Genomic DNA, 15,603 nt, shown 5'->3' with positions numbered 1-15,603 from the left:
CACCCTGCAACGGTCGCGCCTCACGCAGGTGGGGTGAGCTTCCGACGCGTCGTCGCGGTGTCCGTCCCACCGCAGGGTGGGCGGCGACAGCGGTGGTCAGCCGGGCGTTGGACGATGACGGTTCCGCCGTCGGTGGTGGTGGTAGGCCGCGAAGAGCAACGCGACCAGGGCGAACGACCCGGGCACGCTGGACAGCTCGGCGCTGAAGTGGACCCCTTCGCTCGGGTGAGGCGGCGTCAGCAGGTCGGTGCTGACCAGGCCGAGCGGCAGCCAGACGACCAGCGGGACCATCACCTGCGCCGGAGACTGGTACGCGCCCCTCTGCCGGACCCGGAGCGCCCCGGTGAGCACCGCAACGGCCCACAGGACCGCCGCCGTGAGGGCCGCGGCGAGCAACTCGGTCCGCTCGTGACCCCGCGCTGCGACCACGGCCAGCACCGTCGCGACGCCGACCGCCACCTCGCCCAGCCAGATCGCGGCGGCCGGCAGCACCCGCTCGGCGGCGCGAGCCTCCGCCGATGCCGCCAGCTGCTCGTCCACGACCGTGGCCACGACCTGCTCGGCCGTGGATCGGGTGGACCCCCAGTCGAAGAGGGTCGATCCCACCACGGTTTCCGCACGCACCGCGACGTGGGTGCACTCGCCCTGCGGCGTCAACACGACCTCGACCCGCTCACCGAAGCTGCGCCCGGATGCCCCGGTTCGCGCCAGGATCCGCCCGGCGCCGCCGTCCTCCAGGATCCGGGCACCCATCGCCGTGAACGCCGCCCGCACCCGCTGCGCCGCGGTCGCGACATCCACTGCCACGGTGATCTCCCGCTTCGCCCGCCGCACGGTGCGGAGTGTGCCCGCCGACGGGCGTGGTGTGTCACCCGACGGGAGCGGCTCACCGGACGCACCCGCACGCCGAGGTGGACGACACCGACGAGAGCCGAGCACAGGTCGAAGCCCTGGGTGGGCGTTGGACCGCGGAACGTCACGACTACCCCGGCGAGGGTGTCGTCATGGTGATGGCCGACCCGGAGGGCAACGAGTTCTGCATCGTCCGCTACCTCCGAGAGCGGGCTGTCAGAAGGGTGGGTCGCCAGGGTCGGGTTCGGGGACCGGGAGTTTGGCGGCGGGTTTGCGGTGTTCCTTCCCGGCGGGGTCGGTCCAGATGCTGGAGTTGTCGTCGGGATCGCGTTCGTGGGTCCAGCCGCCTTCGTGTTTGAGGCGGTGGTGACGCCGGCACAACGCGTCCAAGCACTGCTCGCGGGTCTGGCAGCCGTTGAACCAGTCGTGGCGGTGGTCGAGGTCGCAGGTCACAGCGGGCCGGTCGCAGGTGGGGAAGCGGCAGTACTGGTCGCGGGCGATCACGAAGTCTTCGAGGTTCCGCGGTGGGCTGTAGGTCTTACGGCCGTAGTCCAGCAGTTGACCTGATGCCGGGTCGGTGAGGATCCGCCGCCAGGTAGCGCAGGAGTCGTAAGCGATACGCCGGACGGTGGCGGCGTCGATCACGCCGTGACCGTGCAGGAACCCGGGCAGGTCATCGAGGCCCATCAGGGTGGTCCAGCCGACGACCACCTGGATCTCCGGACGTTGCCCGTGCAGCCGCGGTGCGGTCGCGAGGTCAGTGCCGGGTTCGGTGCTGGGTTCGGTGCTGGGTTCAGTGCTGGGTTCGGTGCTGGGTCCGGTGCCGGGTCCGGTGCCGGGTTCGGTGCTGGCTTCAGAGCTGGTGCCGACGGTGGCGGGGTGCAACGGCCGCAGCGTGAGCTCCACCAAGGCGTCGGCGCGACAGTTGGCGAGGGTGCGGTCGTCGCCGGGGGTGTTGCGGGCTTTCAACGAACGAGCGTGCGCGTCGATGGTCTTGGCGACGGCCTGACCTTGCTCGGCGGGCAGCAACGCCCAGAGGCTGCACATCCCGTCGGCTTCCGCTCGTACCCGGACGTCTCGTTCGCGACGTCGGGCCCGGTTGCGGGCCTTCGCCCCTTCCGGGTCGTGCTTGATGATCGCGGCCTGCAACGCCCGTTCCAGCTGCGACGGGGTCCGCCAGCCGGGGTCGTCGACCACCTCACGCTCCACCGTCCGCGACACGCCGGGTTCGACGACCCGCAGGGTGTTGGCCGCGACCCGGGCGTGGTGCACCCCGATGGCACCGATCCGCAGCTGCGCCGTGATCGCCGGCGCCGCCTCCACCAGCGTGACCGCCTGCATCATCCGGTGGTAGGCCGACGTGCCCGCAACACCGAGAGCGAGCCCGAGTTGCTCGGACCACCACTTCCCGGCGTCCCCGTCAGGCTCACCACCGTGAGTGGGGGCGGCGTGGTCGCGGTAGGCGGCGGCCATCACGTCGTTCTGGTGGGCGGTGCAGAACGCGATCATCCGCTCCCACCCGGCCACCGAAGCGACCCGTTCCTCGTCGTCCAGAGCAGTGGGATCCTGTGCCAGCAGAGCGCGCAGCAGGTCGAGCGAGGGAACCATCTCGTCGACCGCAACCATAGTTCGATTCTATATCGAACGACTAGCTGCCGCAAGAGAATCATTCGGTGAACTCGAGTGATTCTTGGTCCGGGGCACCAGCGACAACCGCCGCCCGCAAACGGAAGCCCGGCCCGAACGGGACGGCACGCGCTTCTCCTAGGAGCCAGTTCTTGTCGAGGGCAACCGCCGCCCGCGAGCGCAACCCACGCCGGACGGCAACCCGTCGCGCATCCCGTAGAAGCCGGTTCTTGCACAGCGAAAACCGCCGCCCGCCCGCGCACCCACCCCGAACGAGTACCCACCGCGCATCCCGTAGGAGCCAGTCCTTGCACAGCGACAACCACCATCAGCAAGCGCGACCCACCCAGAACGAGATTCCCGTGGAAGCCGGCTTACGACAGAACAGCCGCCGCACGGGCGCGAAACAGCGAACGAGCGGCAGCCCGGACGAACCGCGGCTACAGCTTCGCGAAGGTCTCCTTCATCTGCTCCTCGGTCTTCTTCCCGAGCCGCTCCATCTCGAGCTTCATGACCGGCGCACCGAGCTTCGCGGCACCGTGCAGCTCGATGTCGGCGGTGTAGGTCACCTCGCTGTGGGCCTCGTCGACGGCGACGACCGTGATGTCGTCGGTCGAGGTGGCGGTGTCGTTGCTGCCGACGAGCACCACGTGGCCGGGCTCGAGCTTCTCCAGGCGGTAGGTCAGCTCGGTCTCACGGCCGAGGACCTTCGACACGTTGTGCCAGGTGGCGCCGACGGCGACGGGGCCGCTGCCGTCGGTGCGGGTGCAGGACTGGGTGCCCGGGTCCCACGCCTCGGCGTGGGAGAAGTCGGCGAGGTAGTCGACGACGAACTCGACGGGCTTGTCGACGGTGAAGGTGCGGCTGACCTGGACCACGGTGTTCTCCTCGGGTTTGGAAGGACTCACTCGTGGTCGTGCCCATGCCGCCGCACGGTCAACCCGGGGCGCGGGGTGTGAACGCGTGCAGAGCGTCGGCGTCGCTGTTCACAGCCCGGACGTACTCGTCCGCCCACGCCTGCCGGCCGGGGAACGAGGAGCCCGCGACCACCGCAGCCACGGCGGCGTCGACGTCGACCGTGGTGTGCCGGAGCGCGACCCCACCGTCGCGCAGCAGCGCCCAACTCCCGCCGGCGCGGCCGTACGGCATGCCGATGCTGCCGGCGTTGACGACGAGGCGCCGGTCGACCAACCGCACGAACGGCATGTGGGTGTGGCCGCACACGACCGTCTGCTGCTCGGCGGTCAACGTCCCGAACGCGTCCGCCCACCGCGACAGCGGCGAGTCGACCAGCACGATCTCGTCGTCGCGGCGCGGCGTGCCGTGGCAGAACACGACCGGGCCGAAGCCCTCGACGTCGAGCACGAGCGGGTGCGGGAGGGCTTCGAGCAGGTCGACGTGCGCGTCGGTCAACTGGGCGGCCGCCCACGGCGTGACGTCGTCGGGGATGTCGACGGGCTGACCACGCCGCAGGGCGACGAGCTCGCGGTCGGCGTTGCCGCGCACCAGCCGCAGCCGGTCGCCCTCGGCGAGCATGCGGTCGAGCACCGCACCGGGCTGCGGGCCGGATGCGTGGTCGCCGGTGACCACGACGAGGTCGGCGGAACGGACGTCGGGTTCGGCGAGGACGGCCTCGAGCACGGGCAGGACCCCGTGGACGTCGGACAACACCGCGACGGAACCGGAGCCGGACGAGGTCATGACCGACCCGGCCAGCCGGTGTAGCCCTCGGCGAGGTAGCGCGCGCCCGCCTCGGACGTGACGAGCGAGGTCAACTCACCGAGTTGGCGACGACGGTCGAACTCGTCACCCACGGCGTGCAACATCGTGGTCATCCAGTACGAGAAGTGCTGCGCCCGCCAGACCCGCTCCAACGCCCGCGGGCCGTAGACGTCGAGGACGTCGGCGTCGTCACGGGCCGTGAAGTCCAGCAGCACCTCGGCCAGCACCCGCACGTCGGCGAGGGCGAGGTTGAGGCCCTTCGCGCCGGTGGGCGGCACGGTGTGCGCGGCGTCGCCGGCCAGCAGCAGGCGGCCGTGGCGCATCGGTTCGAGGACGAAGCTGCGGAACGCCAGCACGGACCGGTCGATCACCGGGCCCTGCACGAGCTCGAACCCGTCGTCGCCCGCGACCCGTTGCTGCAACTCGGCCCAGATCCGGTCGTCGGACCAGGCGGAGGCGTCCTCGGCCGGATCGCACTCGAAGTACATGCGTTGCACGGTCGGGGTCCGCTGGCTGATCAACGCGAAACCCCGCGGCGAGTTCGCGTAGACCAGCTCAGGGTGACTCGGCGGCGCCTCACAGAGGATCCCGAACCAGGCGAACGGGTACTCGCGGGTGTACTGCCGTCGCGCCGACTCCGGGATCTCGTGGCGGCACATGCTGCGGGACCCGTCGGCGCCGACGACGACCCGAGCGCGCACCTCACGATCGTTGCCCTCTGCATCAGTGAACAGCACGCCGGGCCGGTCGGTCGTGAGGTCGACGACGCGGGTCCCGGACACGTCGTACCGGACGTCGCCGCCGTCACGGTCGTGCGCCGCGGCGAGGTCGAGGAACACGTCGGTCTGCGGGTAGAGCCGGACCGACTCGCCGACGGTGGCCTGGAAGTCCACCCGGTGGTGCTCGCCGCCGAAGCGCAGCGAGATGCCGTCATGTGCCACGCCCTCGCGCAGGACCCGGTCCGACACCCCCGACTCGACCAGCATCCGCACGGTGTCGGCCTCGAGGATCCCGGCACGCGACGTCTGCTCGATCGCCGTGCGGGTGCGGTGCTCGAGCACCACGACGTCCACGCCGCCGGCGCGGAGCAGGTGGGCCAGCATGAGGCCGGCGGGGCCGCCGCCGACGATCGCGACCTGTGTGGTCTCCGTCCGGACCGTCGTCACGGACCCGACGTTAGCCGTACGGTGCGGAGGTGACGTCGCAACAGGAGGTCAGCGCCGAGATCGCGGCCCTCGACGGCGACGCCGGCCCGCAGCCCCGCCTGGACTACCCGCCCTACCGCAGCAGCGCGCGGCGGCACCCGCTCCACCCGCCGGTGCCGGTCGACCCCGAGGGCGTCGAGCTGTGGGCGCCGGTCTTCGGACCCACCGACGTCCGCGCCGACGAGGCCGACCTGACCGTCCAGCACCGCGGCGAACCCCTCGGCGAGCGCCTGGTCGTGACCGGACGGGTGCTCGACGGCGAGGGCCGGCCCGTCGCCCACCAACTCGTCGAGATCTGGCAGGCCAACGCCGCCGGCCGCTACGCCCACCAGCGCGACGACCACCCCGCCCCGCTGGACCCGCACTTCACCGGCGCCGGGCGCTGCCTCACCGACGCGGACGGCACCTACCGGTTCACCACCGTCAAGCCCGGCCCGTACCCGTGGCGCAACCACCGCAACGCCTGGCGCCCGGCCCACATCCACTTCTCACTCTTCGGCACCGACTTCACCCAGCGGCTGATCACCCAGATGTACTTCCCCGGCGACCCGCTGTTCGGCCTGGACCCCATCTTCAACGCCGTCACCGACCCCGCGTCGCGGGAGTTGATGATCGCCACCTACGACCACGACGTCACGACCGAGGAGTGGGCGACCGGCTACCGCTGGGACATCGTGCTCACCGGCGCCCACCGCACCCCGCCGGACCCCGAGGTCGACGCATGAGCACCCCGACACCCGGTCAGACCATCGGCCCGTTCTTCGGCTACGCCCTGCCGTTCGCCGGCGACGCCGTCCTGGTGCCACCCGGCCGCGCCGACGCCATCCGCCTGCACGGCCGGGTGCTCGACGGCGACGGCGCTCCCGTCCCGGACGCCCTGCTCGAACTGTGGCAGACCGACGCCCACGGCAACGTTCCCCGGCAACCCGGATCGTTGCACCGCGACGGCTGGACGTTCACCGGCTGGGGGCGCACCGCCACCGACGCCGACGGCCACTACAGCTTCACGACCGTCCGACCCGGCGCCCCGTTCGTCGCCCTCACCGTCTTCGCCCGCGGCCTGCTCCACCGGTTGCTCACCCGGGCCTATCTCGACGACGTCGACGACGCCCTGCTCACCTCGCTTCCGCCAGAACGCCGCGCCACCCTGCTCGCCACCCCGGAACCCGACGGCTACCGCTTCGACGTCGTCCTGCAGGGGGCCGACGAGACCGTCTTCCTCGAGTACCCGCGGTGAGCGCCCTGCTCTGGCCGGGCGACGACCGCGCGGGCGACGTGTTCTCCGACGCGGCGGTCCTCGCCGCGATGGTGCGGGTGGAGGACGCCTGGCTGGCCACCCTGGCCGGATCGGGCCTCGCCCCGACCGCGGTGGACCTCACGAACCTGGTCGACGCAGGCGACGTCGCGACGGTCGCCGCACGGTCGGAGGCCGGTGGCACTCCGGTCCTGCCCCTGCTCGACCTGCTCCGGGAGCGCCTGCGCGGCCGGGGTGAGAGCGACGCCGCGACGTGGTTGCACCGGGGTCTGACCAGCCAGGACACCCTCGACACCGCCCTGGTCCTGGAAGCGCGGCGGACCTGCGCACAGCTGCGCCCGTTGCTGCAGGCATCGACCACCGCGTTGGCGGCGCTGGCCCGCGCGCACCGCTCGACCCCCATGTGCGGCCGGACCCTCACCCAGCCCGCGGTGCCGATCGAGTTCGGGACGAAGGTCGCGGTCTGGCTGCGGGGCCTGCTGGCAGCCGCGAGCGGGGTGGGTGGCCTGCAGTTCGCCGCCCAGGTCGGCGGTGCGGCGGGCACCTTGTCCGGCATCACCGTGCTCACCGGTGGAGATCAGGACCGTGCGATGTCGGTGGCGGCCGGGCTCGAACGGCGCCTCGACCTCGGCGGCCGACTGCCCTGGCACACCGAACGGGACCACCTCGCCCGGATCGGCGAAGCGTTCGTACGGGTCACGACCGCCGCCGGCCGGATCGCCAACGACGTGCTGACGTTGTCGCGCCCCGAGATCGGCGAACTCCGCGAGGGGGTGGGCGGCGGTTCGTCGACGATGCCGCACAAGTCCAACCCGGTGATGTCGACGCTGATCCGCCGCGCCGCGTTGAGCGCGCCGGCCGATCTCGGCCTGTTGCACCTCGCCGGGGCCGACACCGGAGACGAACGCCCGGCCGGTGCCTGGCACGTCGAATGGCAGCCCCTGCAACGGTTGGCGCGGCACGCGCTCGTCAGCGCCTCGCAGACCGTCGACCTCGTCACCGGCCTCGTCGTCGACACCGACCGGATGGCGGCCAACCTCGCGGCGGCGACCGGTCTCGACGCCGAACGCCACGCCCTCGGCACCTTGGCGGGCGAGCTCGCGGCCGACGCGTGGGCGGGCGCCGACGCGACGATCATCCAGGCGACCGTCGCGCAGGCCGATCACGTCAGTGAGGGGTACTGGTGAGCACCCCGCGTCTGTCGCTCGTCCCCCTCTCCGCCACCGCGGACGCCCGGCCCCTGCTCGTCCTCGGTCCGTCGATCGGCACCACGGCTCGCACGCTGTGGGGCCGGTGCGCCGTCCTGCTGTCGGCGCGGTTCGAGATCGTCGGCTTCGACCTGCCCGGGCACGGGGACCAGCCGCCGGTCACGTCGTCGTGGAGCATCGACGACCTCGCCGACGCCGTGGTCGAGGCGGCCGCGGCGCACCGACCCGGACCGTTCCACTACGCCGGCGACTCCATCGGCGGCGCGGTCGGCCTCACCCTCGCGGTCCACCACCCGGGATCGTTGCTGACTGCAACACTGGCTTGCACCGGCGCCGTCATCGGAACGCCGGAGGGCTGGAAGGAACGGGCCGCGGCGGTCCGCGCCCACGGCATGGCACCCCAGGTCAAACTCTCAGCCGGACGCTGGTTCGCACCCGGCTTCCGCGAGCGGGAACCACGACGCGCGCAGGCGTTGCTCGACGCGTTGGCCGCCACCGACCAGGAGAGCTTCGCCCTGGCTTGCGAGGCGCTCGGGCGGTACGACGTCCGTGACCGCCTCCCGGGTGTCCGCACCCCGCTGACCCTGATCGGCGGGACCCACGACGTGCCGACCCCGCTGGCCGGCCTCCGGTCGATCGAGCAGCAGGTCCCGGGCTCGCGGCTGGTCGAACTCGACGTCGGCCACCAGGCGCCGGCCGAGTCCCCCGCCGCCGTGGCGGCGTTGATCGCCACGACCGCGGACACGACCGACGAGCGTCACGCCGCCGGGATGGCCGTCCGGCGCGCGGTCCTCGGCGACCGGTGGGTCGATCGGGCCACGGCCTCGACCACCGAGGCGACCCGCGACTTCCAGGACTTCATCACCCGCTACGCGTGGGGCACGGTGTGGACCCGTCCCGGCCTCCCCCGCCGCGACCGGTCGATCGTGACCCTGACGGCGCTGGTCGCGGGTGGTCACCACGAGGAACTGGCCGGACACCTCCGTGGTGCACTGCGCAACGGTCTGACCCGCGACGAGATCGCGGAAGTTTTGCTGCAGACGGCGATCTACTGCGGTGTCCCGGCCGCCAACACCGCTTTCCGAGTTGCCCAACGTGTGTTCGACGAGATCGACCGGGAGACCCCACGATGACCAGTACGAGCAGTGCGTACGTCTACGACGCCGTCCGCACCCCTTTCGGTCGCTTCAACGGCGCCCTGGCGGGAGTGCGACCGGACGACCTCGCCGCCACCGTGCTCAAGGCCGTCCTCGGGCGGGCTCCCGACCTGGACCCGGCGGCGGTCGACGAGGTGACCTACGGCCTGGCCAACGGCGCGGGCGAGGACAACCGCAACGTCGGGCGGATGGCCGTGCTGCTCGCGGGCCTGCCGGTCTCGGTGCCGGGCTCGACGGTCAACCGGCTGTGCGGGTCCAGTCTCGACGCCGCGATGGGCGCCTCCCGCATGATCGAGACCGGCGACGCGCAGGTCGTCGTCGCCGGCGGTGTCGAGTCCATGACCCGTGCCCCGTGGGTGCTGCCCAAGCCGGACCGGGCGTTCCCGGCGGGCAACGCCACCGCCGTGTCGACCACCCTGGGCTGGCGACTGGTGAACAAGCACATGCCCGAGGAGTGGACGATCAGCCTGGGTGAGTGCAACGAACTGCTCCAGGAGAAGTTCGGCATCTCCCGCGAACGGCAGGACGCGTTCGCGGCCCGTTCCCACCAGCAGGCGGCCGCCGCGTGGGACGCCGGGTTCTACGACCGGATCGTCGTGCCCGTCGAGGGAATCGACCTCTCCCGCGACGAAGGCATCCGCCCCGACAGCAGCGCGGAGTCGCTCGCGAAGCTCAAGCCGGCGTTCCGCCCCGACGGCACGATCACCGCCGGCAACGCCTCGCCGCTCAACGACGGCGCGTCGGCCGTGCTGCTCGGCTCGGAGCAGGCCGCGGCGACCATCGGCTCCGACCCGCTCGCGCGGGTGGCCGGGCGGGCGGCGTTCGCGAACGACCCCCGCGACTTCGGCTACGCGCCGGTCGAGGCGGCCAACCGCGCCCTCGCTCGCGCCGGGATCGGCTGGGACGACGTCGAGGCCGTCGAACTCAACGAGGCCTTCGCCGTCCAGTCGCTGGCCTGCGTCGACGCCTGGAAGGTCGACCCCGGGATCGTCAACGCACGGGGCGGCGCCATCGCGATCGGCCACCCGCTCGGGGCGTCGGGCGGGCGGGTGCTCGGCACCCTGGCCGAACGGCTGCGACGTGACGGGCAGCGCTGGGGCGTGGCCGCGATCTGCATCGGTGTGGGGCAGGGGCTGGCCGTCGTCCTGGAGAACCAGAGCGCGTGACGACGCTGTCGCCGGCGGCCACGGCCTTCGTCACGGAACGGCACCTCGCGACGCTGTCCTCGGTACGACCCGACGGCTCCCCGCACGTCGTCCCGGTCGGGTTCACCTGGGACGCCGACACCGGCTTGGCGCGGATCATCACCAGCGGTACCAGCTACAAGGCGCGCCTGGCTGCCCGCGGCGGGCCGGTCGCGGTGTGTCAGGTCGACGGCCGGCACTGGCTGACCCTCGGGGGCCCGGTCACGGTCAGCGACGACCCCGCCCGGGTCGCCGAGGCCGTCGCCCGCTACGCCAGCCGGTACCGCCCGCCGCGGGAGAACCCCGCCCGCGTCGTCCTCGAGATCACGGTCGAAACCGTGCTCGCGTCCGCGTCGATGCGCGCGTGAGGGTCACCCCGGCGAGTCCCCGCGAGCCCGACGTCGCGGCCGCCCTCGAGGCGCTCACGGCCGAACTGGCCGAGGGCGAGTACACACCCGAGCAGACCTTCGGGTACTCCGCGGACCAACTCGAACGGCTCGGCGTGCACCTGGTCGCCGCGCGCGACGACGACGGAACCCTCGTGGCGGTCGGGGGGATCGAGCTGCAGGACCCGCCCTTCGCCGAGCTCAAACGGTTCTGGGTCGCTCCCGCGCACCGCGGGACCGGTGCGGCCGACGCCGTCATGCGCGCCGTGCTCGAGCACGCCGCCACCCACGAGCGCAGCGTCGTACGGCTCGAGACCGGCGACCGGCAGCAGGCCGCGCTGCGGTTCTACGGCCGCCACGGCTTCGGGCGGGTGCCCCGTTTCCCGCCGTACGAGGCGAGCGAGACATCGGTGTGCCTGCAGCGCATGATCAGGCCCATGCCCGACGACACGTTCCGGTTCACCGGCACCGACGACACCCCGATCACCGCCTACGAGTGGCGTCCGAGCGGCACGCCCCGCGCGATCGTGCAACTCACGCACGGCATGGGCGAGCACGCGTTGCGGTACGACCACCTCGCCCGCGCCCTCACCGCACACGGCGCCCTCGTCGTGGCGCAGGACCACCGCGGCCACGGGGCGTCGGTGATCGAGGGTCGCGAGGCGGGCGACCTCGGGCCGGACGGCTGGACGGCCCTGGTGCAGGACGTCGGGGTGCTCACCCGCCACGTGCGCGACGCCCACCCCGGACTGCCACTGGTGTTGCTCGGTCACAGCATGGGGTCGTTCGCGGTGCAGCAGCACCTGCCGGAGCACAGTGTCGACGTCGACGCGGTCGTGCTGTCCGGCACCGCCGCGATCGACCTCATGGAACCCCTGCTCGACCTGGACCAGCCGATGTCGCTGGAGTCGTTCAACGACCCGTTCCAACCCGCCCGCACGGACTTCGACTGGCTCACCCGCGACACCGCCCAGGTCGACGCCTACGTCGCCGACCCCCTGTGCGGTTTCGGGCTGGACCAGGCGTCGGGCAAGGCCATGTTCGTCGAGGCCCGCCCGCTCGCCGACCCGGAGGTGCTGGCCCGGATCCGTCGCGAGCTGCCCGTACTCGTCGCGGTCGGCGACGCCGACCCGGTCAACGGGGGGATGGTGCTCGCGACGACCCTGCAGCAGCGGTACGTGGCGGCGCTCGACGACGTCACGCTGATCGCCTACGCGGGAGCCCGACACGAGATCTTCAACGAGACCAACCGGGACCAGGTGGAGTCCGACCTCGTCGCCTGGATCACGGCGCGGGTGCCACTCGACCAGCTGGTGAGATGAGGGCCAGGGTGGGCTCGCCGGTCGCGGTCCCCCGACGGCGACCGGCCGAGCCACTTCCCCGTGCTGCCGGTGACGAGTCCCCCGAAACGTCGCCGGGCGAAAGAGTGATACCCCTGGTTCCGAGCCCCTAACGTCCGATTCGGACGGACTCACCCGATTCTCACGACCGCCTCGGCGTCGCTGCGTGGATCGACCAGGATCTTCGCGTGCGACCCGGCGGCGAGGGCGGTGAACGCGTCGTCGACCCCGCCCAGCCCGACCCGACCGGTCAGCAGCGGACCGACGTCGACCCGACCCGCCGCGAGCCACCGCAGCGCCTCGTGGAACTCCCCCGGCGTGTAGCCCAGCACGAACCGCAGGTCGAGTTCCTTGTTGATCGCGAGCCCCGGTCGGAAACGGTCGGTCTCCATGCACACCCCGACCACGACCACCCGGGCGCGGAACGGCGCCGTGCTGACGATCCGTTCGATCATGCCGGGGGCACCGACGCACTCGAAGACGACCGGGTGCTTCGGGGTGGTCGCGCCGGTGACCTCCGCGAGCTTCCAGATCCGCTCCCACGGCACGACCGGCACCCGCCGCAGCTTCTCCATCGACCCCACGGCGAGGTCGAACAGCTGGGCCGCCGTGGTCAGGTGCCCGCGCGAGGCCGGGGTCTCGAACGGCGACGCGTCGTGGGCGTCGACGACGACGTCGGCCCCGCACGCGGAGGCGAGTGCCCGGCGCGCCGGCGACAGGTCGCTCGCGACCACCGTGCGGACCCCGCTCGCCTTGAGCATCGCGATGACCGCCAGCCCGACCGGCCCGCACCCCACGACCACCGCGACCTGCCGACGGCCGATCCCGCTGCGGCGTACCGCGTGCAGGGCGACGGCCAGCGGCTCGGTCAGCGCGGCGAGGTCGGTCGACAGGGAGTCGGGCACGGCGAAGGTCATGGCCTCCTCGACCAGGACCCGCTCGGCGAACCCGCCGTCCGCCACCGGTGACAACCCGGTCAGCTGCACCTCGCCGTCGCGCCGCACGAGCGGGAACGACACGACCCGGGACCCGGGTGCGTGCAGCCCCCGGGTGCGCGGGCCGTGCTCGACCACGACACCGGTGAACTCGTGGCCGAGGACGACCGGTTCGTGCGAGCGGAACATCCCGTCGTAGCCGACCTCGGCGACGGTGGCCGCGAACTCGTCGGCATGGGCGCGGGCGTGCAGGTCGGACCCGCAGATCCCGCACGCGTGCACGTCGAGCACCACCTGACCGGGCCCCGGCACGGGGTCGGGGCGTTCGACGACCTCGAAGACGCCGTCGGTGCAGGTCGTCGCCCTCATCGGGCACCGGCTCGCGCGGTGACCGACCGGATGAACTCGTCGACGGCCTCGGCGACGACCTCGGGCCGGTCGCGCACCACCCAGTGCCCGCCCCGCACCGGCCGCACGACCAGGTCGTCGGTGCCGAAGCCCGCGGCGTCCTGCAGCCGGGTCGAGACGAACACGTCGCCGGTGGGGGTGAGGACCTGGACCGGCACCCCGGTCCGGCGCACCTCCGGCCGTCGCGCCCGCGGCAGCATGTTCGCCCGGTACAGCTCCATGCCGTCGACCAGGTCGCGCACCTCCGGTGACGGGGCGTCCGACGACGACGGTCCGGCGAGCCGGGCCGCGACCTCTCGGCCGAACCGGCTGCGCCAGACCAGTTCCGGCAGCACCGGCACGTGGAACCAGCCCACGTACCAACTCGACAACCCCTGTCGCAGCCGCGCCCGGGCCGACCCCGCGGGCCGCCCTCCGCCGGGGGTGCGTCCACGCAGCCAGAACGCGGCGTGGTCCAGGCTCGGCCCGGACACCGACGTGTAGCTCGCGGCCCGGGCCGCCGGACCGTGGCCGGTCACCGCGTGCCAGGTCTGGATCGAGCCCCAGTCGTGGGCCAGCAGGTGCACCGGCCGGTCCGGGCTCACGGCGGCGATGACGGCGTCGAGGTCGTCGGCCAGCTGGTCGAGCCGGAAACCCGACCGGTCACGGGGCGTGCCGGAACGACCCGCGCCGCGCACGTCGTACGTCACCACCCGGTACCGGTCGGCGAGGACCGCGGCCACGCCGTCCCACACCCTGTGGTCGTCGGGATAGCCGTGCACGGCGAGCAGCACCGGGGCGTCGGCCGGGCCGCGGACGGTGACGGAGAGCGCCACACCGTCCGAGGCGGTGACCGTGGTCGGCGGGTCGGTTCCGGCTGGTGTCGCGGTGCCCATCACCGGACCGTAGAGCACCGGAACCGGACCACCCAGGCCGAGCGAATCCACGGACATGGCGACGACCTCGCAGGCTGACCCGGTCACGCTCGGAATCCTGCGCGCCCTGGCCGCGGGCAAGACCGACCACGAGGCCGCCCACCTGGTCCACGTGTCACCTCGCACGGTGCAACGGGTGGTCGACAGCTTCAAGCAGGCGTCGGGCGCGCCGACCCGCTTCGCCGCCGGTGTCGCGGCGTGCCGGCTGGGCCTGCTCGACGACCCGCCGATCGCCCGGCCGACGACCGACACGACCGGCCTGGGCCGATCGGCCTGACCGGACCGACCAGACCGGTCGGCGCCGCCGCGGGCCCCGGGCTCAGCCCGTGGCGGCGGCGAAGGCGAGCGACACGTTGTGGCCGCCGAAGCCGAAAGCGTTGCACAGTGCAGCACGGCGGTCGGTGAGCCGGCGTAGCCCGCCACGGACGACGTCGAGGTCCACCCGGCTGTCGAGGTCGACGAGGTTGCGGACGGCCGGCACGACCCGGTCCCGCAGCGAGAGCAGGGTCGCCACCGCGCCGAGCGAACCGCTGGCGCCGAGCAGGTGCCCGGTCATCGACTTGGTCGCCGTCACCGTCGTCCCGGAGCCGAGTACCCGCGCGATCGCCCCGGCCTCGACCGGGTCGCCCTTAGGCGTCGAGGTGGCGTGCGCCTGCACCCAACCGACGTCCGACACCCCGATCTCGGCGTCGCGGAGCGCGAGCGTCATGGCCGCGATCTGGCCCTCGGGTGTGGGGGCGACGAGATCGCGCGCGTCGGAGGTGACGGCCGAGCCGAGCAGGCGGCCACGCACGGTCTGCGAGGCCCCGACGCTGTCGGCGCGCTGCAGCACGACGAGGGCGGCGCCCTCGGCCATGACGAAGCCGTCGCGCTCGGTGTCGAAGGGCCGCGACGCCCCGGCCGGGTCGTCGGTGCGGGTCGAGAGCGCACCCATCCGGGAGAACGCGCCGAGCGAGAACGGGTGGATGCAGGCCTCGGTGCCGCCCGCGACCGCGACGTCGCACCGGCCGGCGCGGATGAGGTCGGCGGCGAGCGAGATGGCCTCGGCGCCGGCGGCGCAGGCACTCGACGGCGTGTGGGCGCCCGCCCGGGCGCCGAGTTCGGTGCTGACGGCGGCCGCGGCCGCGTTCGGCATGAGCATCGGCACGGTGAACGGCGACATGCGGGTCGGGCCGTCGGCCACCAGCACGTCGTGCTGAGCCATGGTCGTCAGGCCGCCGCCGACCCCGGTGCCGACGACCACCGCGAGCCGCCACGGGTCGACGTCCGGACGGCCGGCGTCGGCCCAGGCCTCCCGCGCGGCGACCAGGGCCAGTTGGCTGTGGCGGTCGAGGCGGCGGCTCGTGGCCGCTCCCAGCACGGCGGCCGGGTCCACCGCCGCGGCCGCGACCAGGCGGCGCGGGCCGGCGGC

General features: G+C 73.0%; 16 protein-coding genes and 1 pseudogene. 9 read left to right on the top strand and 8 right to left on the bottom strand.

The annotated features are described in order from the left end of the window. Positions 1 to 96 precede the first annotated feature (96 nt). Positions 97 to 834, bottom strand: coding sequence for a hypothetical protein (locus tag ACXR2U_RS17745; RefSeq protein WP_458826400.1), 738 nt, complete (start codon positions 832 to 834; stop codon positions 97 to 99). Between the two features lie 8 nt (positions 835 to 842). On the opposite strand from ACXR2U_RS17745, the pseudogene ACXR2U_RS17740 reads away from it, so the two are divergent. Then, positions 843 to 1,034 (top strand): annotated as a pseudogene (locus tag ACXR2U_RS17740) (VOC family protein); the annotation flags it as partial. A gap of 34 nt (positions 1,035 to 1,068) precedes the next feature. On the opposite strand, the gene ACXR2U_RS17735 reads toward ACXR2U_RS17740, so the two are convergent. The 4 genes from ACXR2U_RS17735 to ACXR2U_RS17720 form a co-directional block, all read right to left on the bottom strand. Beyond that, on the bottom strand, positions 1,069 to 2,478 hold the full coding sequence (locus tag ACXR2U_RS17735; protein ID WP_458826399.1) for an HNH endonuclease signature motif containing protein: 1,410 nt from the start codon (positions 2,476 to 2,478) through the stop codon (positions 1,069 to 1,071). 440 nt (positions 2,479 to 2,918) lie between these two features. Further along, on the bottom strand, positions 2,919 to 3,356 hold the full coding sequence (locus ACXR2U_RS17730; protein WP_458826397.1) for an SRPBCC family protein: 438 nt from the start codon (positions 3,354 to 3,356) through the stop codon (positions 2,919 to 2,921). A 58-nt stretch (positions 3,357 to 3,414) separates the two neighbouring features. Continuing rightward, positions 3,415 to 4,179, bottom strand: a complete 765-nt coding sequence (locus ACXR2U_RS17725) for a metallophosphoesterase family protein (protein ID WP_458826395.1) — start codon at positions 4,177 to 4,179, stop codon at positions 3,415 to 3,417. Beyond that, positions 4,176 to 5,366 carry a 4-hydroxybenzoate 3-monooxygenase gene (locus tag ACXR2U_RS17720; RefSeq protein WP_458826394.1) on the bottom strand — a complete coding sequence of 397 codons (1,191 nt, stop codon included), beginning with the start codon at positions 5,364 to 5,366 and terminating at the stop codon, positions 4,176 to 4,178. The genes ACXR2U_RS17725 and ACXR2U_RS17720 overlap by 4 nt, the downstream gene beginning before the upstream one ends. A gap of 29 nt (positions 5,367 to 5,395) precedes the next feature. Between ACXR2U_RS17720 and pcaH the strand changes: the two genes are divergently transcribed. The 7 genes from pcaH to ACXR2U_RS17685 are packed head-to-tail and all read left to right on the top strand — an operon-like array spanning position 5,396 to position 11,917. After that, positions 5,396 to 6,130 carry a protocatechuate 3,4-dioxygenase subunit beta gene (gene pcaH / locus ACXR2U_RS17715; RefSeq protein WP_458826393.1) on the top strand — a complete coding sequence of 245 codons (735 nt, stop codon included), beginning with the start codon at positions 5,396 to 5,398 and terminating at the stop codon, positions 6,128 to 6,130. Beyond that, on the top strand, positions 6,127 to 6,642 hold the full coding sequence (gene pcaG, locus ACXR2U_RS17710; protein WP_458826392.1) for a protocatechuate 3,4-dioxygenase subunit alpha: 516 nt from the start codon (positions 6,127 to 6,129) through the stop codon (positions 6,640 to 6,642). The genes pcaH and pcaG overlap by 4 nt, the downstream gene beginning before the upstream one ends. Further along, entirely contained in the window at positions 6,639 to 7,847 is a 1,209-nt protein-coding gene (locus tag ACXR2U_RS17705; RefSeq protein WP_458826391.1) for a lyase family protein, read from the top strand. Before pcaG ends, ACXR2U_RS17705 begins: the two co-directional genes overlap by 4 nt. After that, complete coding sequence (gene pcaDC / locus ACXR2U_RS17700; protein ID WP_458826390.1) at positions 7,844 to 9,001, top strand: bifunctional 3-oxoadipate enol-lactonase/4-carboxymuconolactone decarboxylase PcaDC; 1,158 nt, start codon at positions 7,844 to 7,846, stop codon at positions 8,999 to 9,001. The genes ACXR2U_RS17705 and pcaDC overlap by 4 nt, the downstream gene beginning before the upstream one ends. Continuing rightward, a complete protein-coding gene (locus tag ACXR2U_RS17695; RefSeq protein WP_458826388.1) occupies positions 8,998 to 10,191 on the top strand; it encodes a thiolase family protein in 1,194 nt (397 codons plus the stop codon). Before pcaDC ends, ACXR2U_RS17695 begins: the two co-directional genes overlap by 4 nt. Continuing rightward, complete coding sequence (locus ACXR2U_RS17690) at positions 10,188 to 10,577, top strand: pyridoxamine 5'-phosphate oxidase family protein (RefSeq protein ID WP_458826387.1); 390 nt, start codon at positions 10,188 to 10,190, stop codon at positions 10,575 to 10,577. Before ACXR2U_RS17695 ends, ACXR2U_RS17690 begins: the two co-directional genes overlap by 4 nt. Further along, positions 10,574 to 11,917 (top strand): GNAT family N-acetyltransferase, encoded by a 1,344-nt coding sequence (locus ACXR2U_RS17685; protein WP_458826386.1) that lies wholly within the window; start codon positions 10,574 to 10,576, stop codon positions 11,915 to 11,917. The genes ACXR2U_RS17690 and ACXR2U_RS17685 overlap by 4 nt, the downstream gene beginning before the upstream one ends. A gap of 149 nt (positions 11,918 to 12,066) precedes the next feature. Here the strand turns inward: ACXR2U_RS17685 and ACXR2U_RS17680 are convergent, their stop codons facing one another. Next, positions 12,067 to 13,239, bottom strand: coding sequence for a zinc-binding dehydrogenase (locus tag ACXR2U_RS17680; RefSeq protein ID WP_458826385.1), 1,173 nt, complete (start codon positions 13,237 to 13,239; stop codon positions 12,067 to 12,069). Continuing rightward, positions 13,236 to 14,210: an alpha/beta fold hydrolase gene (locus ACXR2U_RS17675; protein WP_458826384.1), complete on the bottom strand. Its 975-nt coding sequence runs from the start codon at positions 14,208 to 14,210 to the stop codon at positions 13,236 to 13,238. The genes ACXR2U_RS17680 and ACXR2U_RS17675 overlap by 4 nt, the downstream gene beginning before the upstream one ends. Between ACXR2U_RS17675 and ACXR2U_RS17670 the strand changes: the two genes are divergently transcribed. Continuing rightward, positions 14,209 to 14,469 carry a helix-turn-helix domain-containing protein gene (locus tag ACXR2U_RS17670; RefSeq protein WP_458826383.1) on the top strand — a complete coding sequence of 87 codons (261 nt, stop codon included), beginning with the start codon at positions 14,209 to 14,211 and terminating at the stop codon, positions 14,467 to 14,469. The two genes, ACXR2U_RS17675 and ACXR2U_RS17670, sit on opposite strands and share 2 nt — an antisense overlap. 42 nt (positions 14,470 to 14,511) lie before the next feature. Here ACXR2U_RS17670 and ACXR2U_RS17665 read toward each other — a convergent pair. Continuing rightward, the coding region (locus tag ACXR2U_RS17665) for a beta-ketoacyl-[acyl-carrier-protein] synthase family protein (RefSeq protein WP_458826382.1) at positions 14,512 to 15,603 on the bottom strand (1,092 nt) is incomplete at its 5' end.

The sequence above is a fragment of the Jatrophihabitans sp. YIM 134969 genome, from assembly GCF_054456675.1.
This window is presented reverse-complemented; position numbering and strand designations above follow the sequence as displayed.